Annotated in this window: 16 protein-coding genes; 9 read left to right on the top strand and 7 right to left on the bottom strand. The window is 50.0% G+C overall.

Features of this window, described 5'->3' with window-relative positions:
• The first annotated feature begins 34 nt into the window (after nucleotides 1–34).
• Nucleotides 35–1210 carry a cation:proton antiporter gene (locus tag ACQ4MX_RS16840; protein WP_431086128.1) on the top strand — a complete coding sequence of 392 codons (1176 nt, stop codon included), beginning with the start codon at nucleotides 35–37 and terminating at the stop codon, nucleotides 1208–1210.
• A gap of 154 nt (nucleotides 1211–1364) precedes the next feature.
• Here the strand turns inward: ACQ4MX_RS16840 and ACQ4MX_RS16845 are convergent, their stop codons facing one another.
• Nucleotides 1365–2000, bottom strand: a complete 636-nt coding sequence (locus ACQ4MX_RS16845) for an NAD(P)-dependent oxidoreductase (protein ID WP_044644324.1) — start codon at nucleotides 1998–2000, stop codon at nucleotides 1365–1367.
• A 256-nt stretch (nucleotides 2001–2256) separates the two neighbouring features.
• Here ACQ4MX_RS16845 and ACQ4MX_RS16850 point away from each other — a divergent pair, with 256 nt between their 5' ends.
• The 3 genes from ACQ4MX_RS16850 (at nucleotide 2257) to ACQ4MX_RS16860 (ending at nucleotide 5873) form a co-directional block, all read left to right on the top strand.
• Nucleotides 2257–3210 carry an alpha/beta hydrolase gene (locus tag ACQ4MX_RS16850; protein ID WP_431086129.1) on the top strand — a complete coding sequence of 318 codons (954 nt, stop codon included), beginning with the start codon at nucleotides 2257–2259 and terminating at the stop codon, nucleotides 3208–3210.
• Between the two features lie 211 nt (nucleotides 3211–3421).
• Nucleotides 3422–3979 carry a glycerol-3-phosphate responsive antiterminator gene (locus ACQ4MX_RS16855; protein WP_431086131.1) on the top strand — a complete coding sequence of 186 codons (558 nt, stop codon included), beginning with the start codon at nucleotides 3422–3424 and terminating at the stop codon, nucleotides 3977–3979.
• 190 nt (nucleotides 3980–4169) lie between these two features.
• Nucleotides 4170–5873 (top strand): glycerol-3-phosphate dehydrogenase/oxidase, encoded by a 1704-nt coding sequence (locus tag ACQ4MX_RS16860; RefSeq protein WP_431091359.1) that lies wholly within the window; start codon nucleotides 4170–4172, stop codon nucleotides 5871–5873.
• Nucleotides 5874–5973: 100 nt separating this feature from the next.
• On the opposite strand, the gene ACQ4MX_RS16865 is transcribed toward ACQ4MX_RS16860, so the two are convergent.
• Both ACQ4MX_RS16865 and ACQ4MX_RS16870 read right to left on the bottom strand, forming a co-directional pair.
• Entirely contained in the window at nucleotides 5974–6651 is a 678-nt protein-coding gene (locus tag ACQ4MX_RS16865) for a CidB/LrgB family autolysis modulator (RefSeq protein ID WP_431086132.1), read from the bottom strand.
• A complete protein-coding gene (locus tag ACQ4MX_RS16870) occupies nucleotides 6648–7019 on the bottom strand; it encodes a CidA/LrgA family protein (protein WP_025683925.1) in 372 nt (123 codons plus the stop codon). Before ACQ4MX_RS16870 ends, ACQ4MX_RS16865 begins: the two co-directional genes overlap by 4 nt.
• A gap of 131 nt (nucleotides 7020–7150) precedes the next feature.
• Between ACQ4MX_RS16870 and cidR the strand changes: the two genes are divergently transcribed.
• Entirely contained in the window at nucleotides 7151–8050 is a 900-nt protein-coding gene (cidR, locus tag ACQ4MX_RS16875) for a cidABC operon transcriptional activator CidR (RefSeq protein ID WP_431086135.1), read from the top strand.
• Between the two features lie 95 nt (nucleotides 8051–8145).
• Here the strand turns inward: cidR and ACQ4MX_RS16880 are convergent, their stop codons facing one another.
• Together ACQ4MX_RS16880 and ACQ4MX_RS16885 are read right to left on the bottom strand one after the other, a co-directional pair.
• Nucleotides 8146–8328 carry an aspartyl-phosphate phosphatase Spo0E family protein gene (locus ACQ4MX_RS16880; RefSeq protein WP_134912041.1) on the bottom strand — a complete coding sequence of 61 codons (183 nt, stop codon included), beginning with the start codon at nucleotides 8326–8328 and terminating at the stop codon, nucleotides 8146–8148.
• 135 nt (nucleotides 8329–8463) lie between these two features.
• Entirely contained in the window at nucleotides 8464–9453 is a 990-nt protein-coding gene (locus ACQ4MX_RS16885) for a diguanylate cyclase (protein WP_238354008.1), read from the bottom strand.
• Between the two features lie 259 nt (nucleotides 9454–9712).
• On the opposite strand from ACQ4MX_RS16885, the gene ACQ4MX_RS16890 reads away from it, so the two are divergent.
• The 3 genes from ACQ4MX_RS16890 to ACQ4MX_RS16900 are packed head-to-tail and all read left to right on the top strand — an operon-like array spanning nucleotide 9713 to nucleotide 13224.
• Nucleotides 9713–12079, top strand: a complete 2367-nt coding sequence (locus tag ACQ4MX_RS16890; protein WP_431086136.1) for an ATP-dependent DNA helicase — start codon at nucleotides 9713–9715, stop codon at nucleotides 12077–12079.
• On the top strand, nucleotides 12069–12578 hold the full coding sequence (locus ACQ4MX_RS16895; RefSeq protein ID WP_431086137.1) for a MarR family winged helix-turn-helix transcriptional regulator: 510 nt from the start codon (nucleotides 12069–12071) through the stop codon (nucleotides 12576–12578). Before ACQ4MX_RS16890 ends, ACQ4MX_RS16895 begins: the two co-directional genes overlap by 11 nt.
• A 37-nt stretch (nucleotides 12579–12615) precedes the next feature.
• Complete coding sequence (locus ACQ4MX_RS16900; RefSeq protein WP_431086138.1) at nucleotides 12616–13224, top strand: pentapeptide repeat-containing protein; 609 nt, start codon at nucleotides 12616–12618, stop codon at nucleotides 13222–13224.
• Between the two features lie 85 nt (nucleotides 13225–13309).
• On the opposite strand, the gene ACQ4MX_RS16905 is transcribed toward ACQ4MX_RS16900, so the two are convergent.
• Both ACQ4MX_RS16905 and ACQ4MX_RS16910 read right to left on the bottom strand, forming a co-directional pair.
• The gene (locus ACQ4MX_RS16905; RefSeq protein WP_431086139.1) at nucleotides 13310–13918 is read right to left on the bottom strand and encodes a hypothetical protein; all 609 of its coding nucleotides are present in this window, start codon (nucleotides 13916–13918) and stop codon (nucleotides 13310–13312) included.
• A gap of 216 nt (nucleotides 13919–14134) precedes the next feature.
• Nucleotides 14135–14311, bottom strand: a complete 177-nt coding sequence (locus tag ACQ4MX_RS16910) for a Spo0E family sporulation regulatory protein-aspartic acid phosphatase (protein ID WP_431091360.1) — start codon at nucleotides 14309–14311, stop codon at nucleotides 14135–14137.
• 206 nt (nucleotides 14312–14517) lie between these two features.
• Between ACQ4MX_RS16910 and ACQ4MX_RS16915 the strand changes: the two genes are divergently transcribed.
• Nucleotides 14518–15474 (top strand): nucleoside hydrolase, encoded by a 957-nt coding sequence (locus tag ACQ4MX_RS16915; RefSeq protein WP_134912047.1) that lies wholly within the window; start codon nucleotides 14518–14520, stop codon nucleotides 15472–15474.
• Nucleotides 15475–15486: the final 12 nt, after the last annotated feature.

Here is a 15486-nt window from a genome sequence, read left to right on the forward strand (position 1 = left end):
CTACCATTTGATGATTAAAGGAGGTATATGAGCCATGCAATTTATATTGTATCTTTTGCTGATTCTGCTGTTTACTAAAGTGGCTGGTGATCTGTCGGTAAGGCTCGGTCAGCCTTCGGTGCTAGGGAAGCTGATTGCTGGTATTGTACTCGGTCCGGCGGTATTGGGGTGGGTTCAGAACAACACACTTATTCATGATATGTCTGAAATCGGAGTGCTGCTGCTGATGTTCATTGCCGGGCTGGAGACGGATCTGGATCAGCTTCGTCGTAACTGGAAACCCGCGGTAGCCGTAGCAGTTGGGGGGATTATTCTTCCGTTGATCTGCGGTTTTGGAGTTGGGGAAGCCTTCGGATTTTCGGTGCATGAAGGATGGTTTCTCGGTGTTGTATTAAGCGCTACTTCCGTCAGCATTACAGTGCAGGTGCTAAAGGATATGAACAAGCTTAACACCCGGGAAGGCTCGACGATTTTGGGTGCGGCAGTGCTGGATGATGTGCTGGTGGTAGTGCTGCTTGCAGTGATGATGAGTGTATTCGGGGTAGGAGGGGGAACATCTCTGGGGCTTCTCGTCGGCAAAAAGCTTCTTTTCTTTGTCGTCGCTATATTGGGAGGTTGGTTTGTGGTTCCCTGGATCATGAAAATACTGGCTCCGCTCAAGGTGACAGAGGCCACCATTACCGCTGCTTTGATCATCTGCTTCGGGTTTGCATATTTTGCAGATATGTTGGGTATGGCGGGCATTATCGGAGCCTTCGCTGCCGGGATTGCCATTTCGCAAACGAGCTTTAAGCATGTCGTAGAAGAAAAAGTGGAGCCTATCGCTTATTCCATCTTTGTCCCTGTGTTTTTTGTCAGCATTGGATTAAATGTTACTTTCGAAGGAGTAGGGCAGCAGATCGGATTTGTCGTTGCGTTAACACTGGTTGCAATGGTTACGAAGTTGATCGGTGGCGGAATCGGGGCACGTTTGACAGGCTTTAATAACCGTTCTTCGCTCGCGATTGGCTCCGGTATGATATCTCGCGGCGAAGTCGCGCTTATTATTGCAGCAACCGGGCTGCAAACGGGTCTGCTGGCACAGCAATATTTTACATCCGTCATTATTGCTGTCATTCTGACGACTTTGGCTGCACCTCCGATCCTCAAGCTATGCTTTAGCGATAAGAAGTCTCCCGGCCGTGAGCAGAAGAAGGAAGCTGAGGCCTGATAGTAACTAGTCATATCTAAAAGACCCTTCGGGTTCATAATCTCACAGTGTGTATGGAAAGTCCGATTTGTAGCAAAACCGGACTTTCCATGACATATGGGACATGACCGAAGGGTCTTTTTATCATACGTATATGTCGGATTAAGTGCAGGAATTAGGACTCGGATACCACGGTGAAGCGTTGGTTCAGATGCTGTGGTTTCTCGATTTCGTCAATTACAGCCACCGCATAATCTTCATAGCTGACATAGCTTGCGCCTTTGGAATTGACTTGCAGCACATCTTTGCCAATTTTATAAGAGCCGGTACGTTTGCCGAGAGCAAATTCAGCGGAAGGACTAATGAAAGTCCAGTTCAGATCGCTGGTTCCACGCAAAATTTCCAGGTTCTTTCCTTGATTATTAGCCGTTGGGTATACGAAATCCGGGAAACCAGGTGTGTCTTTTACCAACAAGGTTTGGGACTCATCTGTGAACAGGCTGCCTGCGCCGCCCACAACAATCAGGCGAGTACCGGACACATTACGCAGTGCTTCAATCAGAACGTTACCTGCATCTACATGCAGATGCTCTTGACCGAGTGGAGCAGCAAAAGCGTTAACGACAACGTCAAAGCCTTTCAGATCGTCTGTTTTCAGATCGAAAACGTCTTTTTGTACCACAGTCGCACGGCTGTCTGTTACTTTGGCAGAGTCGCGAACGATCGCCGTTACCTCATGCCCTCTGTCCAATGCCTCTTTAACTATGTTGCCTCCTGCTTTACCACCTGCACCAATAACTGCAATTTTCATAATGAATAACCTCCTATAAATGTTATTTAGATTACTAGTTTGATCATGGGTTTGCCCTGTTCATTCACGAACTCAGATATGTAACTATTATAGTTACAAAATATAATGAAAGTCAAGCCCTTGAGTTGGGCATTCTAAAGCCATCAGATTAAAAAGAAATGATCTCGTTTAAGTATATAAGGTGAAGCTGAATGAGCCTAGATAAGCAACTTTGGATAGATAAAAACAACAGACAGGAAAGGAAGAGTGAACCGATATGAGTAAAAAGGTACAGCTTGAACCCGCAGCGCAGAAGTTCGCAGACGATAATGCCAAGCCTCCATTTCTGTACGATTTGGGCCCTGAAAAGGGACGTAAAACGGTCAATGAGGTCCAATCCGGTCCGGCAGACAAGCCTGCCGCAGACGTGGAAGACTTGTCTATTTCCGGCGGCCCAAGCGGGGAGGTCAAGGTCCGGATTGTTCGTCCACAACAGGTGACAGGGAACCTCCCGGTTATTGTATACATCCACGGGGCAGGATGGGTATTCGGTAATGCCCATACGCATGATCGTCTGATCCGTGAACTGGCCGTGGGCGCGCAGGCAGCGGTTGTATTCCCGGAATACAGCTTGTCACCTGAAGCCAAATATCCGACGGCAATTGAGGAAATCTACGCGGTCGTTCAGTGGGTGGCTCAGCATGGACGCGAGCATGGGCTAAAGCCTGATACGCTGACGGTAGCTGGAGACAGCGTCGGCGGTAACATGACCGCAGCCGTAACGCTGCTTGCCAAGGAACGCAGCGGCCCTGCTATCCGACAGCAGTTGTTGTTCTATCCGGTGACAGACGCTTCTTTTGACACGGAATCGTATCATGAATTCGCCACAGGGTATTTCCTGAGCCGAGAAGGGATGCAATGGTTCTGGGATCAATACACGACAGATCCCAATGAACGGGCACAGATTACGGCATCTCCGCTGCGGGCAACGACCGAACAGCTCAAGGGGCTGCCGCCCGCATTGCTCATCACAGGCGAGGCTGACGTGCTGCGGGATGAAGGGGAGGCTTACGCGAACAAGCTGCGTGAGGCAGGGGTGGATGTGACCGCAGCCCGCTTTCAGGGCATTATTCACGACTTCGTGATGCTGAACCCGTTATCGGAAACCGCAGCCAAGCGCGGGGCGATTGCGCTGGCTACCTCATGGCTGCGCCAAGGGTTTGAGGGCTAGTGCAATATAAAGCTTTTCAAAGGCACCGACATATGATGTGGTCTATTTCTGTTAAGGACTGAGGCTGTTTTCCCGAAGGATTTACTTTGGGGAGGACAGCTTTTTATATATGCCTAAAATGAAACCGCTTCACGTTCGTTGAACAGAGTGATAATATAAAATTTGAAAGAGTTGACCGACATTTTAGCCTAGGGATTTAAGGGGGATATTCATGCCATTTCAGGGACAACGCATTTTGCCTGCTGCCAAGCACATGAAGCAATTGGAGGGCATTTTGGACAGCTCCTATGAGTACGCGGTTTTTCTGGATACGCACATAGCACAGCTACGCAGCCTGTATCAGTTGGCACGGAGCCGCAACAAGCAGATGCTTTTGCATGCCGATCTGGTACAGGGCTTGAAGAATGATGAATATGCCGCTGAATATTTGTGTCAGGAGATTAAGCCGTTCGGTATTATTTCGACTCGATCCGGTGTGATTGCGACCGCCAAAAAGAAGGGGATTCTCGCTGTGCAACGGGTATTTATGCTAGATACGATTGCGCTGGAGAAAAGCTACGCACTGGTGGAAAAAACGCGACCCGATTATATCGAGGTGCTGCCTGGCGTTGTTCCCCCCATGATTACAGAGGTCAGTGAACGCACAGGGATTCCCATCTTGGCAGGAGGACTGATTCGCACCCCTGAGGATGTGGAAGCAGCTCTCGCCGCGGGAGCTACAGCAGTTACAACATCCAATAAACAGCTTTTTGAGCATTATAAGCAATAGCTAATAACCCCTTTTCACAGCGTACGGTGTGTGCTACGATATAGATAAGTTAATACTCGTCAGGAGATTTGGAGAGACCATGAACCGCTCGGCATACGCCGCAGCGATGTTCGTGGTCTTTTTTTGTATCTTTTGATGACTGGGTTGGCAGATCGAATCGTGAATATATACAAAGCTGGAGGGATAGATGATGGGAGAACAGGGATTTGCTGCACAGGAGAGAACGGCTGTTTTGGAACGTATGGAGAGAGAGCATTTTGATATTTTAATTATTGGCGGCGGCATTACAGGAGCCGGAATTGCACTGGATGCCGCGGATCGCGGCTTGAAGACGGCGCTGGTGGAAATGCAGGATTTTGCAGCAGGCACGTCCAGTCGCTCTACCAAGCTGGTGCATGGTGGTCTTCGATATTTGAAGCAGTTTGAAGTTAAAATGGTAGCCGAGGTCGGGAAGGAGCGAGCGATTGTATTCGAAAATGGCCCGCATGTGACCACGCCGGAACGTATGCTGCTTCCATTTCACAAGGGGGGCACGTTCAACGCGTTTACCACTTCTGTCGGACTGCTGGTGTATGATTTTCTCGCCGGGGTTAAGCATAGCGAACGCCGCCGGATGCTGGATATTCGGGCCACGCTGGAACGGGAGCCTTTGTTGAAGCGGGAAGGACTGAAGGGAAGCGGCAGCTATGTGGAGTACCGTACGGACGATGCTCGCCTGACGATTGAGGTCATGAAGGAGGCCGTGGCGCGAGGGGCTCTGGCTGTAAACTACGCCAAGGCCGACAAGCTGCTGTATGATGACGGACGAATCAGCGGCGCAAGCGTAACGGATCGGATAACGGGGCAGTCTCATGAAATCCGGGCTTCGCTGGTTATTAACGCGGCCGGGCCGTGGGTGGATACGCTGCGGGAGATGGATCGGTCCAAAGAAGGCAAGGTGCTTCGCCTGACCAAAGGTGTCCATCTGGTGTTCGATGCCAAGCGATTCCCGCTCAGACAGGCCGTTTATTTTGATACACCGGATGGACGGATGGTATTCGCCATTCCCCGTGACGGGAAAACGTACGCAGGTACGACCGACACGGTATATGAAGGGGATACAGCTCATCCCCGAATGACCGCCGAAGACCGGACCTATGTACTTCAAGCAATCAACGGCATGTTCCCTGATGTGAAGCTGTCCGTCAAGGATGTGGAATCGAGCTGGGCTGGTGTGCGGCCACTCATTTATGAGGATGGCAAAAGCCCTTCGGAAATTTCACGCAAGGATGAAATTTGGGAATCCCGCTCGGGCCTGATCACGATTGCGGGCGGCAAGCTAACAGGCTACCGGAAAATGTCCGAGCTGGTTGTAGACCGCGCGGTACGGGAGTTGGGCCGCTTGCATGGGCAGAGCTTCCGGGCATGCCGCACCAGGCACATCCCGATCTCGGGCGGCAACGTAGGCGGCTCTGCCGATTGGGAAGCCTTCGTGAGCGGGCAAGCGGTAGCGGGTGCTGCGCTCGGGTTGCCGCCAGAAACCGCAAGGGCGTGGGCCACCCGATACGGCTCCAATGCGGAGCGGCTGTTTGCCATAGCGGCACGCAGCATGAAGGAGGCCAGCGAGACGGAAGCCGCGCTGCCCGTAGAAGTGCGTGTCCCGCTCCTGTATGCCATGGAGCAGGAAATGACGGTGACACCGTCTGATTTTTTCATACGCCGAACCGGAGCGTTGTTCTTTCAGATTGACGGGGTGAAGCGCTGGAAGCAGCCCGTCATTGCGCTAATGTCTGAGCAAGCAGGCTGGAGCGCCGCGCAAGAGCGCCAATATGCGGCAGAGCTGGACGCTTATTTACGTGAAGCTGTGACACCTGTTGAGGCAGATGAGAAATCCGGCGCTGTTAAAGCGATTTGATTGCATGAAAGATGAGGGGGCCTTGCTCCCGAATAGGCGAAGAACCCCCGTCCCACTACAGCTAGTGGAACGGAGGTTCTTTGTTTTGTATATGAAGAACTCACAGCATCAGGTGGAGCAGGAACGGCGCAGCCGCCAAGGTAAAGAGGGCGGCGAGCACCATAGAGATGCTGGAAATAGTGCCCGTCAGCGAACTGAACTCGAACGCTTTGGAAGTACCCGTACCATGAGCCCCGGTACCGAGCAAGACACCGCGCGAAACTTCATTTTCGATACGGAACAGCTTAACGATCATCGGACCGATGATGAGGCCGCTCAATCCGGTCAAAATAACGAACACAGCCGTGACTGTCGGATTACCGCCGATGGTTTGTGAAACATTCATGGCAATCGGTGTCGTAATGGAGCGAGGAATCAGGCTGCTCATCAGCGAGGAATCCAGATGCATCCATTTGGCGAGTACCATGGAGGATACTACGGCTACGACTGAACCGGACAGCACGCTAAGTACGATTTGAGCCGCATGTTTTTTCAGCACAGGGAAATATCGATACAAAGGGACGGCAAATGCAATCGTGGCTGGTTGGAGCAGCATGGAGAGCAAATGGGCACCCGAGTTATAGGAACGGTAATTTACACCCGAAAGCGTTAAAATTAAAATAATAATGATCGGTGTAATGAGTAGTGGAGACATATACACCTTGGGCAGTGTGCGGTACATGCGTTTGGCCATCCAGTAAATAGCGAGCGTCAACACAATACATAGAAGACCGGTCATGATGATTTGTGCTCCTTTCGTTTGCCGAGCAGACTGGCGATCATGCCCGTGCAGGCCATCACGAGAAAGGTACCGAGCAGTACGACCAGCATAATGCTCATACCATCGTGCTCCAGCATCGGCCAATAATTCATAACGCCGACAGCGGAGGGAATAAAGAATAATAGCAGCTCGGCCAGCAGCCAGTTTGCGCCGATCTCAATCCAGCTTAGACGGATCACGCCCGTTTGCAGCAGAATAAAGAGAATCAGCATGCCGATAATGCTACCGGGTACAGGCAGGTGGAGCCAGGAGACCATCGCGTTCAGGATGAGCGAAAAGGCCATCAGGACGGCGATCTGGAGGACACCGCGTATGAAGCTTTTCATATATAATGGCTCCTATCTATGAGTTCCGTTATTTTCAAACTGTAATGAAATTTTACATCACAAGCTTTCATGAGTAAAATGCATATAAAGAATAAGATGTATTCCGTTTATCTATGGAAGAAGGTGATAGGATGGATATTCGACATTTGCAGTATTTTTTGGAGGTCGCGCGCTTGCGCAGCTTTACGAAGGCGGCCCAGAGCCTGTTTATTACACAGCCGACGATCAGCAAAACGATTAAAAGTCTGGAGGATGAATTGGGTGTCGCTTTGTTTGACCGGATCGGCAAAAGAATCGAGCTGACGGACGCGGGCAAGGTGATTGAGCTTCAGGTACAAGCGATTGTGAAGTCCTTCCAGAGCTTGTCCTCTGAGCTGAGTGATTTGATGAACTTGAAAAAAGGGCACATCCGTATCGGTCTGCCCCCCATGGTCGGATCGAGCTTTTTTCCGCGTGTCATTGGGGAATTTCACAAGGCATATCCCGATGTGACCATTCAGCTATTTGAGGATGGGGCGAAAAAAGTAGAGCAGGACGTAGGCGCGGGTGCATTGGATATCGGCGTAATTGTGTTGCCGCCGAGTGGGGACATATTCGAGACGTTTCTGTTCGTGGAGGAAAAGCTGAATTTGCTGGTTCACCCTACGCATGTACTGGCAGAGCGTACAGAGGTACCGCTGGCAGCGCTGGCGGAGGAATCGTTTGTGCTATTCCGGGAGGATTTTACACTGCATGACCGTATTATTGCAGAGTGTGTCCGGGCTGGCTTCCAGCCGCGAGTCGTCTATGAAAGCTCACAATGGGATTTGATCAGCGAAATGGTTGCTGCGAACCTGGGGATAGCGCTGCTGCCAGAAGCGATCTGCCGTGACCTTGATTCCGAACGATTGCGTGTTATTCCACTCGTTGATCCCGTCATTCCCTGGCATCTAGGGATGATCTGGCGAAAGGATCGGTATCTGTCCTTTGCCGCCAGAGAATGGATTACGTTTACGCAGGAACTACTGCGGACGCAGTACGGAAGAAAGTAGTGTCCTACCGGAAAGTTAACGTGTACAGGTATGGGAGTGGGATACGACGCTATGTACAAAAAAGCTGCCCTTACGGGCAGCGGTGTAGCTTTCTTCTATGAATGTGCCTGATTGCTACCATTTACCGCACGCTTGGTGTGGAGATACTTGTCCATAATTCGGTCAAGCCGAGAGGACTTGTCCAATACACGTTCATCCCTTAATCCATGTAAGGTTGCCATACGATTTAATTCGCGGCGTTCTTTTTCCATGAGTTTTTCCAATTGTTCGAGGTTCAAAAAGCCCACCCCCCCATGTAGATTGTAAGGCATGTCTCCTCTAGCGGCAGAAGGTTTTCTAATACGATTCTTATTTCCATTTTACCACTTTTTATTAACAATAATCCAGCTTTCCTGACATTTAGCGACTTATAATTATCGTTTTGCTATTTCTACCCGATTGCGTCCTGAGTGTTTAGCTTCATAAAGAGCGTCGTCCACCTTCTCCAATAATTTATCCGCTGCAATGGTAGGAAAGCTGCCTGCTCCGATAGATACCGTCAGAGGAACGATGGTTCCGTCATTTAGTTGAAAGGGACCGTTTTCCACAGCCTTTCGAATCTTTTCGGCAAAGCTTGCTGCTTTCTGGCTGTCGCAATCTCCAATTAGAATGGCAAATTCTTCTCCACCTTTACGGGAGGGGTATGTCCTCCTTGTAGATTCCCGGTTTAACAAAATTCCCAATTGGTTTAAGACGGTGTCACCGTTCAAATGACCATACGTATCATTAATATTTTTAAAGTGGTCAATATCCAGCATCACGACCCCAAAAGGTTGCTTTGTAGCCTTGGAAGTATGAAAGACCTCTTCAAATAGCGCATCAAAAGCACGCGGACTGTATAATCCGGTTAAATGGTCCCGATTCGCAGCCTCTTCGAGTAGATGAATGGCCCGTTCTGTTTTTTTGATATGGGACACCATAAAATAAGTGAACAGGCCGCCAAGCAACTTAACGGTTGTGACTATTATAATAGTTTCATTATTAGGAGGATTAACCACATAGAAAGTAGATAACAGCGACACAACAGCAGCTCCAAGCACGGCTGACATCCATTTGCGGAGGGTTAGGCTTTTTTCTCGAATGAAGGTAAGTGAAATGCCCAGTGTCATGAAGCAATTGACAGTAGCAGTCAGAGAAACATCTGTCCAACCACCGGTGATGTAAATACGGTACAGGCTTATGATCAGGGTGGTCAACAGACCGGATATCGTTCCTCCCATATAAACAGATATGATAATAGCCAATTGGCGCAGATCGACCACAAAATGCCCGCGGACCCATACACCTGTCATCATCAACAGAATACCGAACATCCCCAGCATCAAACCGTTTAGCACCCGATAAAGCCATACATGCTTTTCCATATAACGCTCGTATTTTCGGAAAAATAAGTTCCCAAAGAATAAGAAACTCGTTAATAACGCAAAATTGTTGATTAGTTCTTTTAACATATCCCTATCCCTTATGATTGTAATGTAAGTTGTAGTATCGTTAAGAAGTGAAAGCTAAAAGCCCTATTTCTATATTTCGGAAAAAAGAGGTCATGAGTGAATACCAGTTAGATGACAAACAATCCTTTTGCCTCTTACGTTTCGTCTGTCTACGTGATACAGTGAAAGGACTATGATCGGAACGGGTGATCGTATGAAGGAACCAATTAACATATCGGTGCGACCCCTTGTGGAATATGTGCATCGGAGTGGCAGCATTCACGGTGGTTTCCGCTCGAACAGCAGCATGCTGGAAGGAACACGCGTGCATCAGCTTATCCAAAAAAGCTATAAGGAGCATGACCGCAAAGAGGTACATCTGCGCACAGAAATTTTATATGAGGATGCCCTATTTATCGTTGAGGGCCGCTGTGATGGACTGATTGAGCTGGACGGCATATGGACGGTTGATGAAATCAAATCGGTCTCCATTCCTCTCGAAGATATTCCGGGGGATGGTCAACCTGTGCATTGGGCGCAAGCATTTCTGTACGCCTATATGATTGCCCGCGAAGAGCAGCGCAATTCCATGCAGGCCCAGCTTACTTATGTACAGGCACACAGCGGAGAAATTCGGCGGTTCAGACGGGAGTTATCCTTTGCAGAGCTGGAGACCTTTGCGCTGAGGATGGTCGAGGGTTATGCGCCGTATGCTTTCCTGTTAAGAGCGCATGCGGAGAAACGGGATGCCAGTATTGCAACACTGGCCTTTCCCTTTGACACATATCGTTCAGGCCAGCGGCCTCTGGCGGGTTCGGTATACAAGACAATTGCAGAAGGTGTCAATCTGTTTGCGAAAGCGCCTACGGGTATCGGTAAAACGGTATCCACCCTGTTTCCTGCGATCAAGGCCATCGGTGAAGGGCTGGCTAGCCGTGTGTATTATGTGACTGCCCGCACCACGACCCGCGCAGCAGCAGAAGAAGCGTATGCCAAGATGCAGGCCCAAGGGCTGCATATGCATGTAGTATCCTTGACGGCGAAGGATAAAATCTGCTTCAAGGATGAAAATGATTGCGATGCCGGATCATGCAGCATGTGCGAGGGATATTACGACCGGATCAACGGTGCGGTGTCCGATATTTTGGTTAACGAGACGTTAATGACCCGAGCGGTGATCGAGTATTATGCACGCAAGCACAGGGTATGTCCCTTTGAATTTTCGCTGGATGTGGCGTATGCCTCGGATGGTATAATCAGTGATTATAATTATGTTTTTGATCCGCGTATTTCTTTGAAAAGACTCTTGGAGGAGCACAAGCGAAAAGGTGTTGTGCTGGTGGATGAGGCGCATAATCTGGTGGAACGCGGCCGGGATATGTTTTCGGCGGAAATGTTGAAATCGTCTTTTTTGGAATTGAAAAAAGAGTTCAAGCTGCTAAGCCCGGAGATTGCCGGGGCGGCCAGTGCAGTTAACGCGCATATGATTGCGTTGCGCAAGCTGTACGCGGATACGGGAAAAGCAGTGAATACGGAGGCGCCGCATGAGGTGCTGGGGCTGCTGGCACCTTTTGTAGAGGCAGCCGAACGTGAGCTGTTAACTGGCACCGGTAGTACGAGCAGCTCAGGAGCGGCCTATACATTGCTGTTGGATACGTATTTTGCCGCTCAAAATATGCTGCGGATTGCAGCTTTGTACGATGAACGCTACGTTACCTATATCGAGGCGGGACGCAGTGAAGTGCGGGTCAAGCTGTTCTGCCTGGATCCTTCGCATTTGCTGGGTCAGGCTGTGAAGGGCTATCGCTCGGCCATTTATTTTTCTGCGACGTTGACACCGCTTGCGTATTACCGGGACATGCTGGGAGCGAGGGAAGAAGATTACACGTTGCAGGTTCCTTCCCCTTTTCATCAGGAGCAATGGGATGTACGCCTGCTGCCGCTCTCTATTCGTTATCGGGATCGTGAACGCTCGAAGGGGGCGATTGCAGATATGCTGGCGGGATTGGCTGAGGAGCGTAAAGGGAATATGCTCGTGTTTTTCCCTTCCTATCCGTATCTGCGAGAGGTATATGAGGAATTTACGGCCCGGGGCGTGTCTGCGGATACGCTGGTACAAAGTCCAGGCATGACCGAACCGGAGCGGGATCACTTTCTGGAGGCTTTTCAGCCGGGGCAAGAGCGTACCCTGCTCGGCTTTGCCGTACTGGGGGGCGTATTTGCCGAAGGAGTTGATCTGCCGGGTGATCGCTTAAATGGGGTAGTGGTCGTCGGCGTTGGCTTGCCGCAAATTGGAGCAGAGCGGGATGTGCTGCGGGATTATTTTTCAGAGCAGGGACGGAATGGCTTCAACTATGCGTATGTATATCCGGGGATGAACAAGGTTCTTCAGGCAGGTGGCAGACTCATTCGCACAGAGCACGACGAAGGATTGCTGGTCCTGGTAGATGATCGTTTTGCCAAGGAACCGTATGCTTCTTTGCTGCCAGAAGAATGGAGAAGCTACCGTTTGACGGAACAAGCGGGATTAAGGAAGGAATGGATAGACTATGAATTTTAATTTTCATAATGACTCCATACGCGGGGTGCTGCGTAGCTTTGGACATGAGGATGCCGAAGTGGATAATATAGAGACTTTTGTGACATTTGCGCGCTTGGCTAACGGTATTTTCAGAGAAATGGATACGGATCTAACCAAGTTGGGGGCTTCTCAGGGCCGGATCATCGTCCTTAGCCTGTTGCATTGCCATGCGCCGCATCGCATGACACCATCAGAGTTGGCGGAAAAAGCCGATGTCACGCGTGGAACCATGACCGGGCTGATCGACGGGTTAGAGCGAGAAGGCATGATTGAACGCGTGGCTCACGAGAGTGACGGACGGATGGTGACTGTGGGATTAAAGGAGGCAGGAGGAGAACTGTTAAGCAAGATAGTCCCTTATTACACGAAGCTGATCCGATCGTGTATGTCTGAGTTTACGGCACAGGATCATAAGATGATGAAGGGTTTGCTGGGGAAAATGAAAAGCGGTTTTGAGCATTCCTTGCCGAAAAGCTGAGTTCCTGATTTTAGGGATAAGGGATAGGGGGGAGAACATGTTTTTTTATACAGATGAGGTCTATGAAGCCCGTGATTTTGGTTCGATGGATGCCCGGGAAGGTGAGTGGAGAAATTGTGAGTTTATCCACTGTCGCTTTCGGGGTGTGGAGATGAATGAATCTCTTGTTGAAGACTGTACTTTTGTAGATTGCGATTTTACGGGGGCCACGCTGAATGCATCACATTACAAGGAGTCTGCTTTTACCAATTGCCTGTTTACCAGCGCGAATCTGTTTGTGGCCCGGTTTGATAACTGCAAGCTGGTAGGCTCAGATTTCGCAGGGGCGAATATGGATGGTATCACGATTACAGGCGGAGATTGGTCCTATACGAACTTGCGTCATGCAGATTTAAGAAAACAGGATTTGCGAAAAATACGATTCAAGGAAGCTGACTTATCCGAATGTAATCTGGAAAAGGCAGATTTGCGGGAAGCGGATCTTACCCGGGTAAGGCTGCACCGGGCGCAGCTTCAAGGAACGGATCTGCGGGGTGCGAAGATGGATGGCGTCAATTTCAAAGATTTGAATATCACCGGAGCCAAGCTCGACATCCAGCAGGCGGTAGCCGTGGCCCGATCCTATGGAGCCAAGGTGGAAGAGTAAAAAGCACGGAGATTCGCAGGAGCTGGTGGCTTGCCCCGGGATATCCCCATGCTGGTTTAGGTTGAAAGTGATGTAGCTGCCGGGACTAGGATTTGGGTTCCTGATCTTTATCGGGAGCGGGCAGCAGTGGGATCGCTGCTTCCAGGTTCCGGCCGGGCAATAGTTCAATTCCCGCAGGGTCCAAAGGCTGCTGCGGTACGGTCCAATTGCGGGCAATATCCGCCGAAGCTTGCTGCTCCAGCAAACGCTTGGCTACTTCATAGCACTGTTCGACATGCCGATTGCCAATGGTGCGCATCGCGGTAAAGCCAATCGCGGCAGCCAGTCCTTGCCCCAGTAAGGGTACAAATTTGCTGACCTGCTTGGTGGCGATGCGAACGCCCATCTTTTGCAAAATTTGCACGATCACCTCGCGGGTAATGATTCGACCGATCAGCTTGCTACCGATCGAGGTGATAAAGCCATACACCATGGATTTTGTTTCCGCATCCAGACCGTTTAACTGTTTTTCGGATAATCCGAATTTCCCGTTAATGGCAGGCAGCAACTGCATCAGAATGCCAACATCGGCCAGAACGTCAGCCCCTGGAACTGGAACCAATACTGCTCCGCCCGAAGCCGCAGCCCTTTTCGTCACCATGGATCTGCACTCCTTGCGGATTTGCTCCAACTCTTCTATTGTTCGGGCTGTCATATGCATCTCTCCTTAGTACGCTTCCGAATGAGACTTATGCTTCTACTCTGTTATTACACACATTTGTACCTTTCTTAAGCACGAAGTAAACAAAAAAATCCCTGCTCCAGCGGCAGAACCTGAAGATCAGGACCGGGACCGGACAGGGAAATGGGTGCTTTATATGTTGAACTGACCCGAGAGGGGAAGGAATGTATGGTGGGGACCAAGGGGGCATTAGTTTCTCTTCTTTCTTTGCTGGGCAAGGACTACATAATGATCCAGACGTTGACTTAGCTCTACTATGGAGGGGTCGGTAAAGGCGGCATGTTGTGCCTTTGTAATAAGCTCTCTGCGCAATTCTTCAATGATGGAAAGCAAACCATCCCCGGATGCATTCAGATTGGATACCATAGGCTGCACCTACTTCCCTGCTGCTCGTAAGAGTATAAAAGCAATTGCATAAAAATTGAATTATACATTAATGGTAAATATAGGGCCTTTTTTCTTGATGTAAAGTAGTATAGCACATTTACTCCCTTGAAGCGATCAGTCATAATGAAAGATGATTGCCGATGAGAACATGCCTGTTACGCGGGGATAAAGGAAGGAAGAGACAGATGAGTCAGACAAACGTTTATTTTAATCATGATGGTGGAGTGGATGATCTGGTATCCCTGTTTATGCTGCTTCAGATGGAGCAAGTTCATTTGACGGGAGTATCAGTTATTCCAGCAGATGGTTACCTGGAGCCTGCGACGGATGCCAGCCGTAAAATTATTGATCGTTTTGGTAAAAATAAAGGATCTGTGGAAGTTGCGAAGTCTAATTCACGCGGTAAAAATCCATTTCCTGCTGCTTGGCGTTTACATTCCTTCTATGTAGATGCACTACCTGTACTGAATGAATCGGGACAAATGGAAGCGCCGCTTTCCGCTCTGCCGGCTCATCAGCATCTGATCGAAAAGGTACGTGGAGCCGAAGGCAAAACACTGCTCCTTTTCACTGGACCACTGACCGATCTGGCACGCGCGCTGGATGAGGCACCGGATATTGAAGAGAAAATCGACAAGCTGGTATGGATGGGCGGCACCTTTGAAAAAGGTAATGTAGAGGAGCCTGAGCACGATGGCACAGCAGAATGGAATGTGTTCTGGGACCCCGAAGCGGCATATCGGGTATGGCAAAGCGGCATTACCATTGATCTTGTAGCGCTGGAAAGCACGAGCAAAGTGCCATTAACGCCAGCCGTACGCAAACGTTGGGCTGCCGAGCGCCGCTATGAGGGCGTGGATTTCCTGGGCAACTGCTACGCAGGGTGTCCGCCGCTTGTCTATAGCGAGACGAACTCGACCTACTACCTGTGGGATGTGCTGACCACCGCATCAGTGGGACGTCCGGATATTGTAAAGAAAAAGACAGTACATTGCAGCGTCATCGCAGACGGCCCGAGTCAGGGCAGAACCGTGGAACAGGCGGAAGGCCGCCCTGTCAATCTGGTATATGACACAGACCCGGAAGCCTTTTTTACGTACATGTCGGATTTGGCCAAGCTGGCTGCTCCCAAGCGTTATTAGGCTCAGCCCTGC

This window comes from Paenibacillus sp. 8b26, from assembly GCF_050626875.1.
GTDB lineage: Bacteria > Bacillota > Bacilli > Paenibacillales > Paenibacillaceae > Paenibacillus.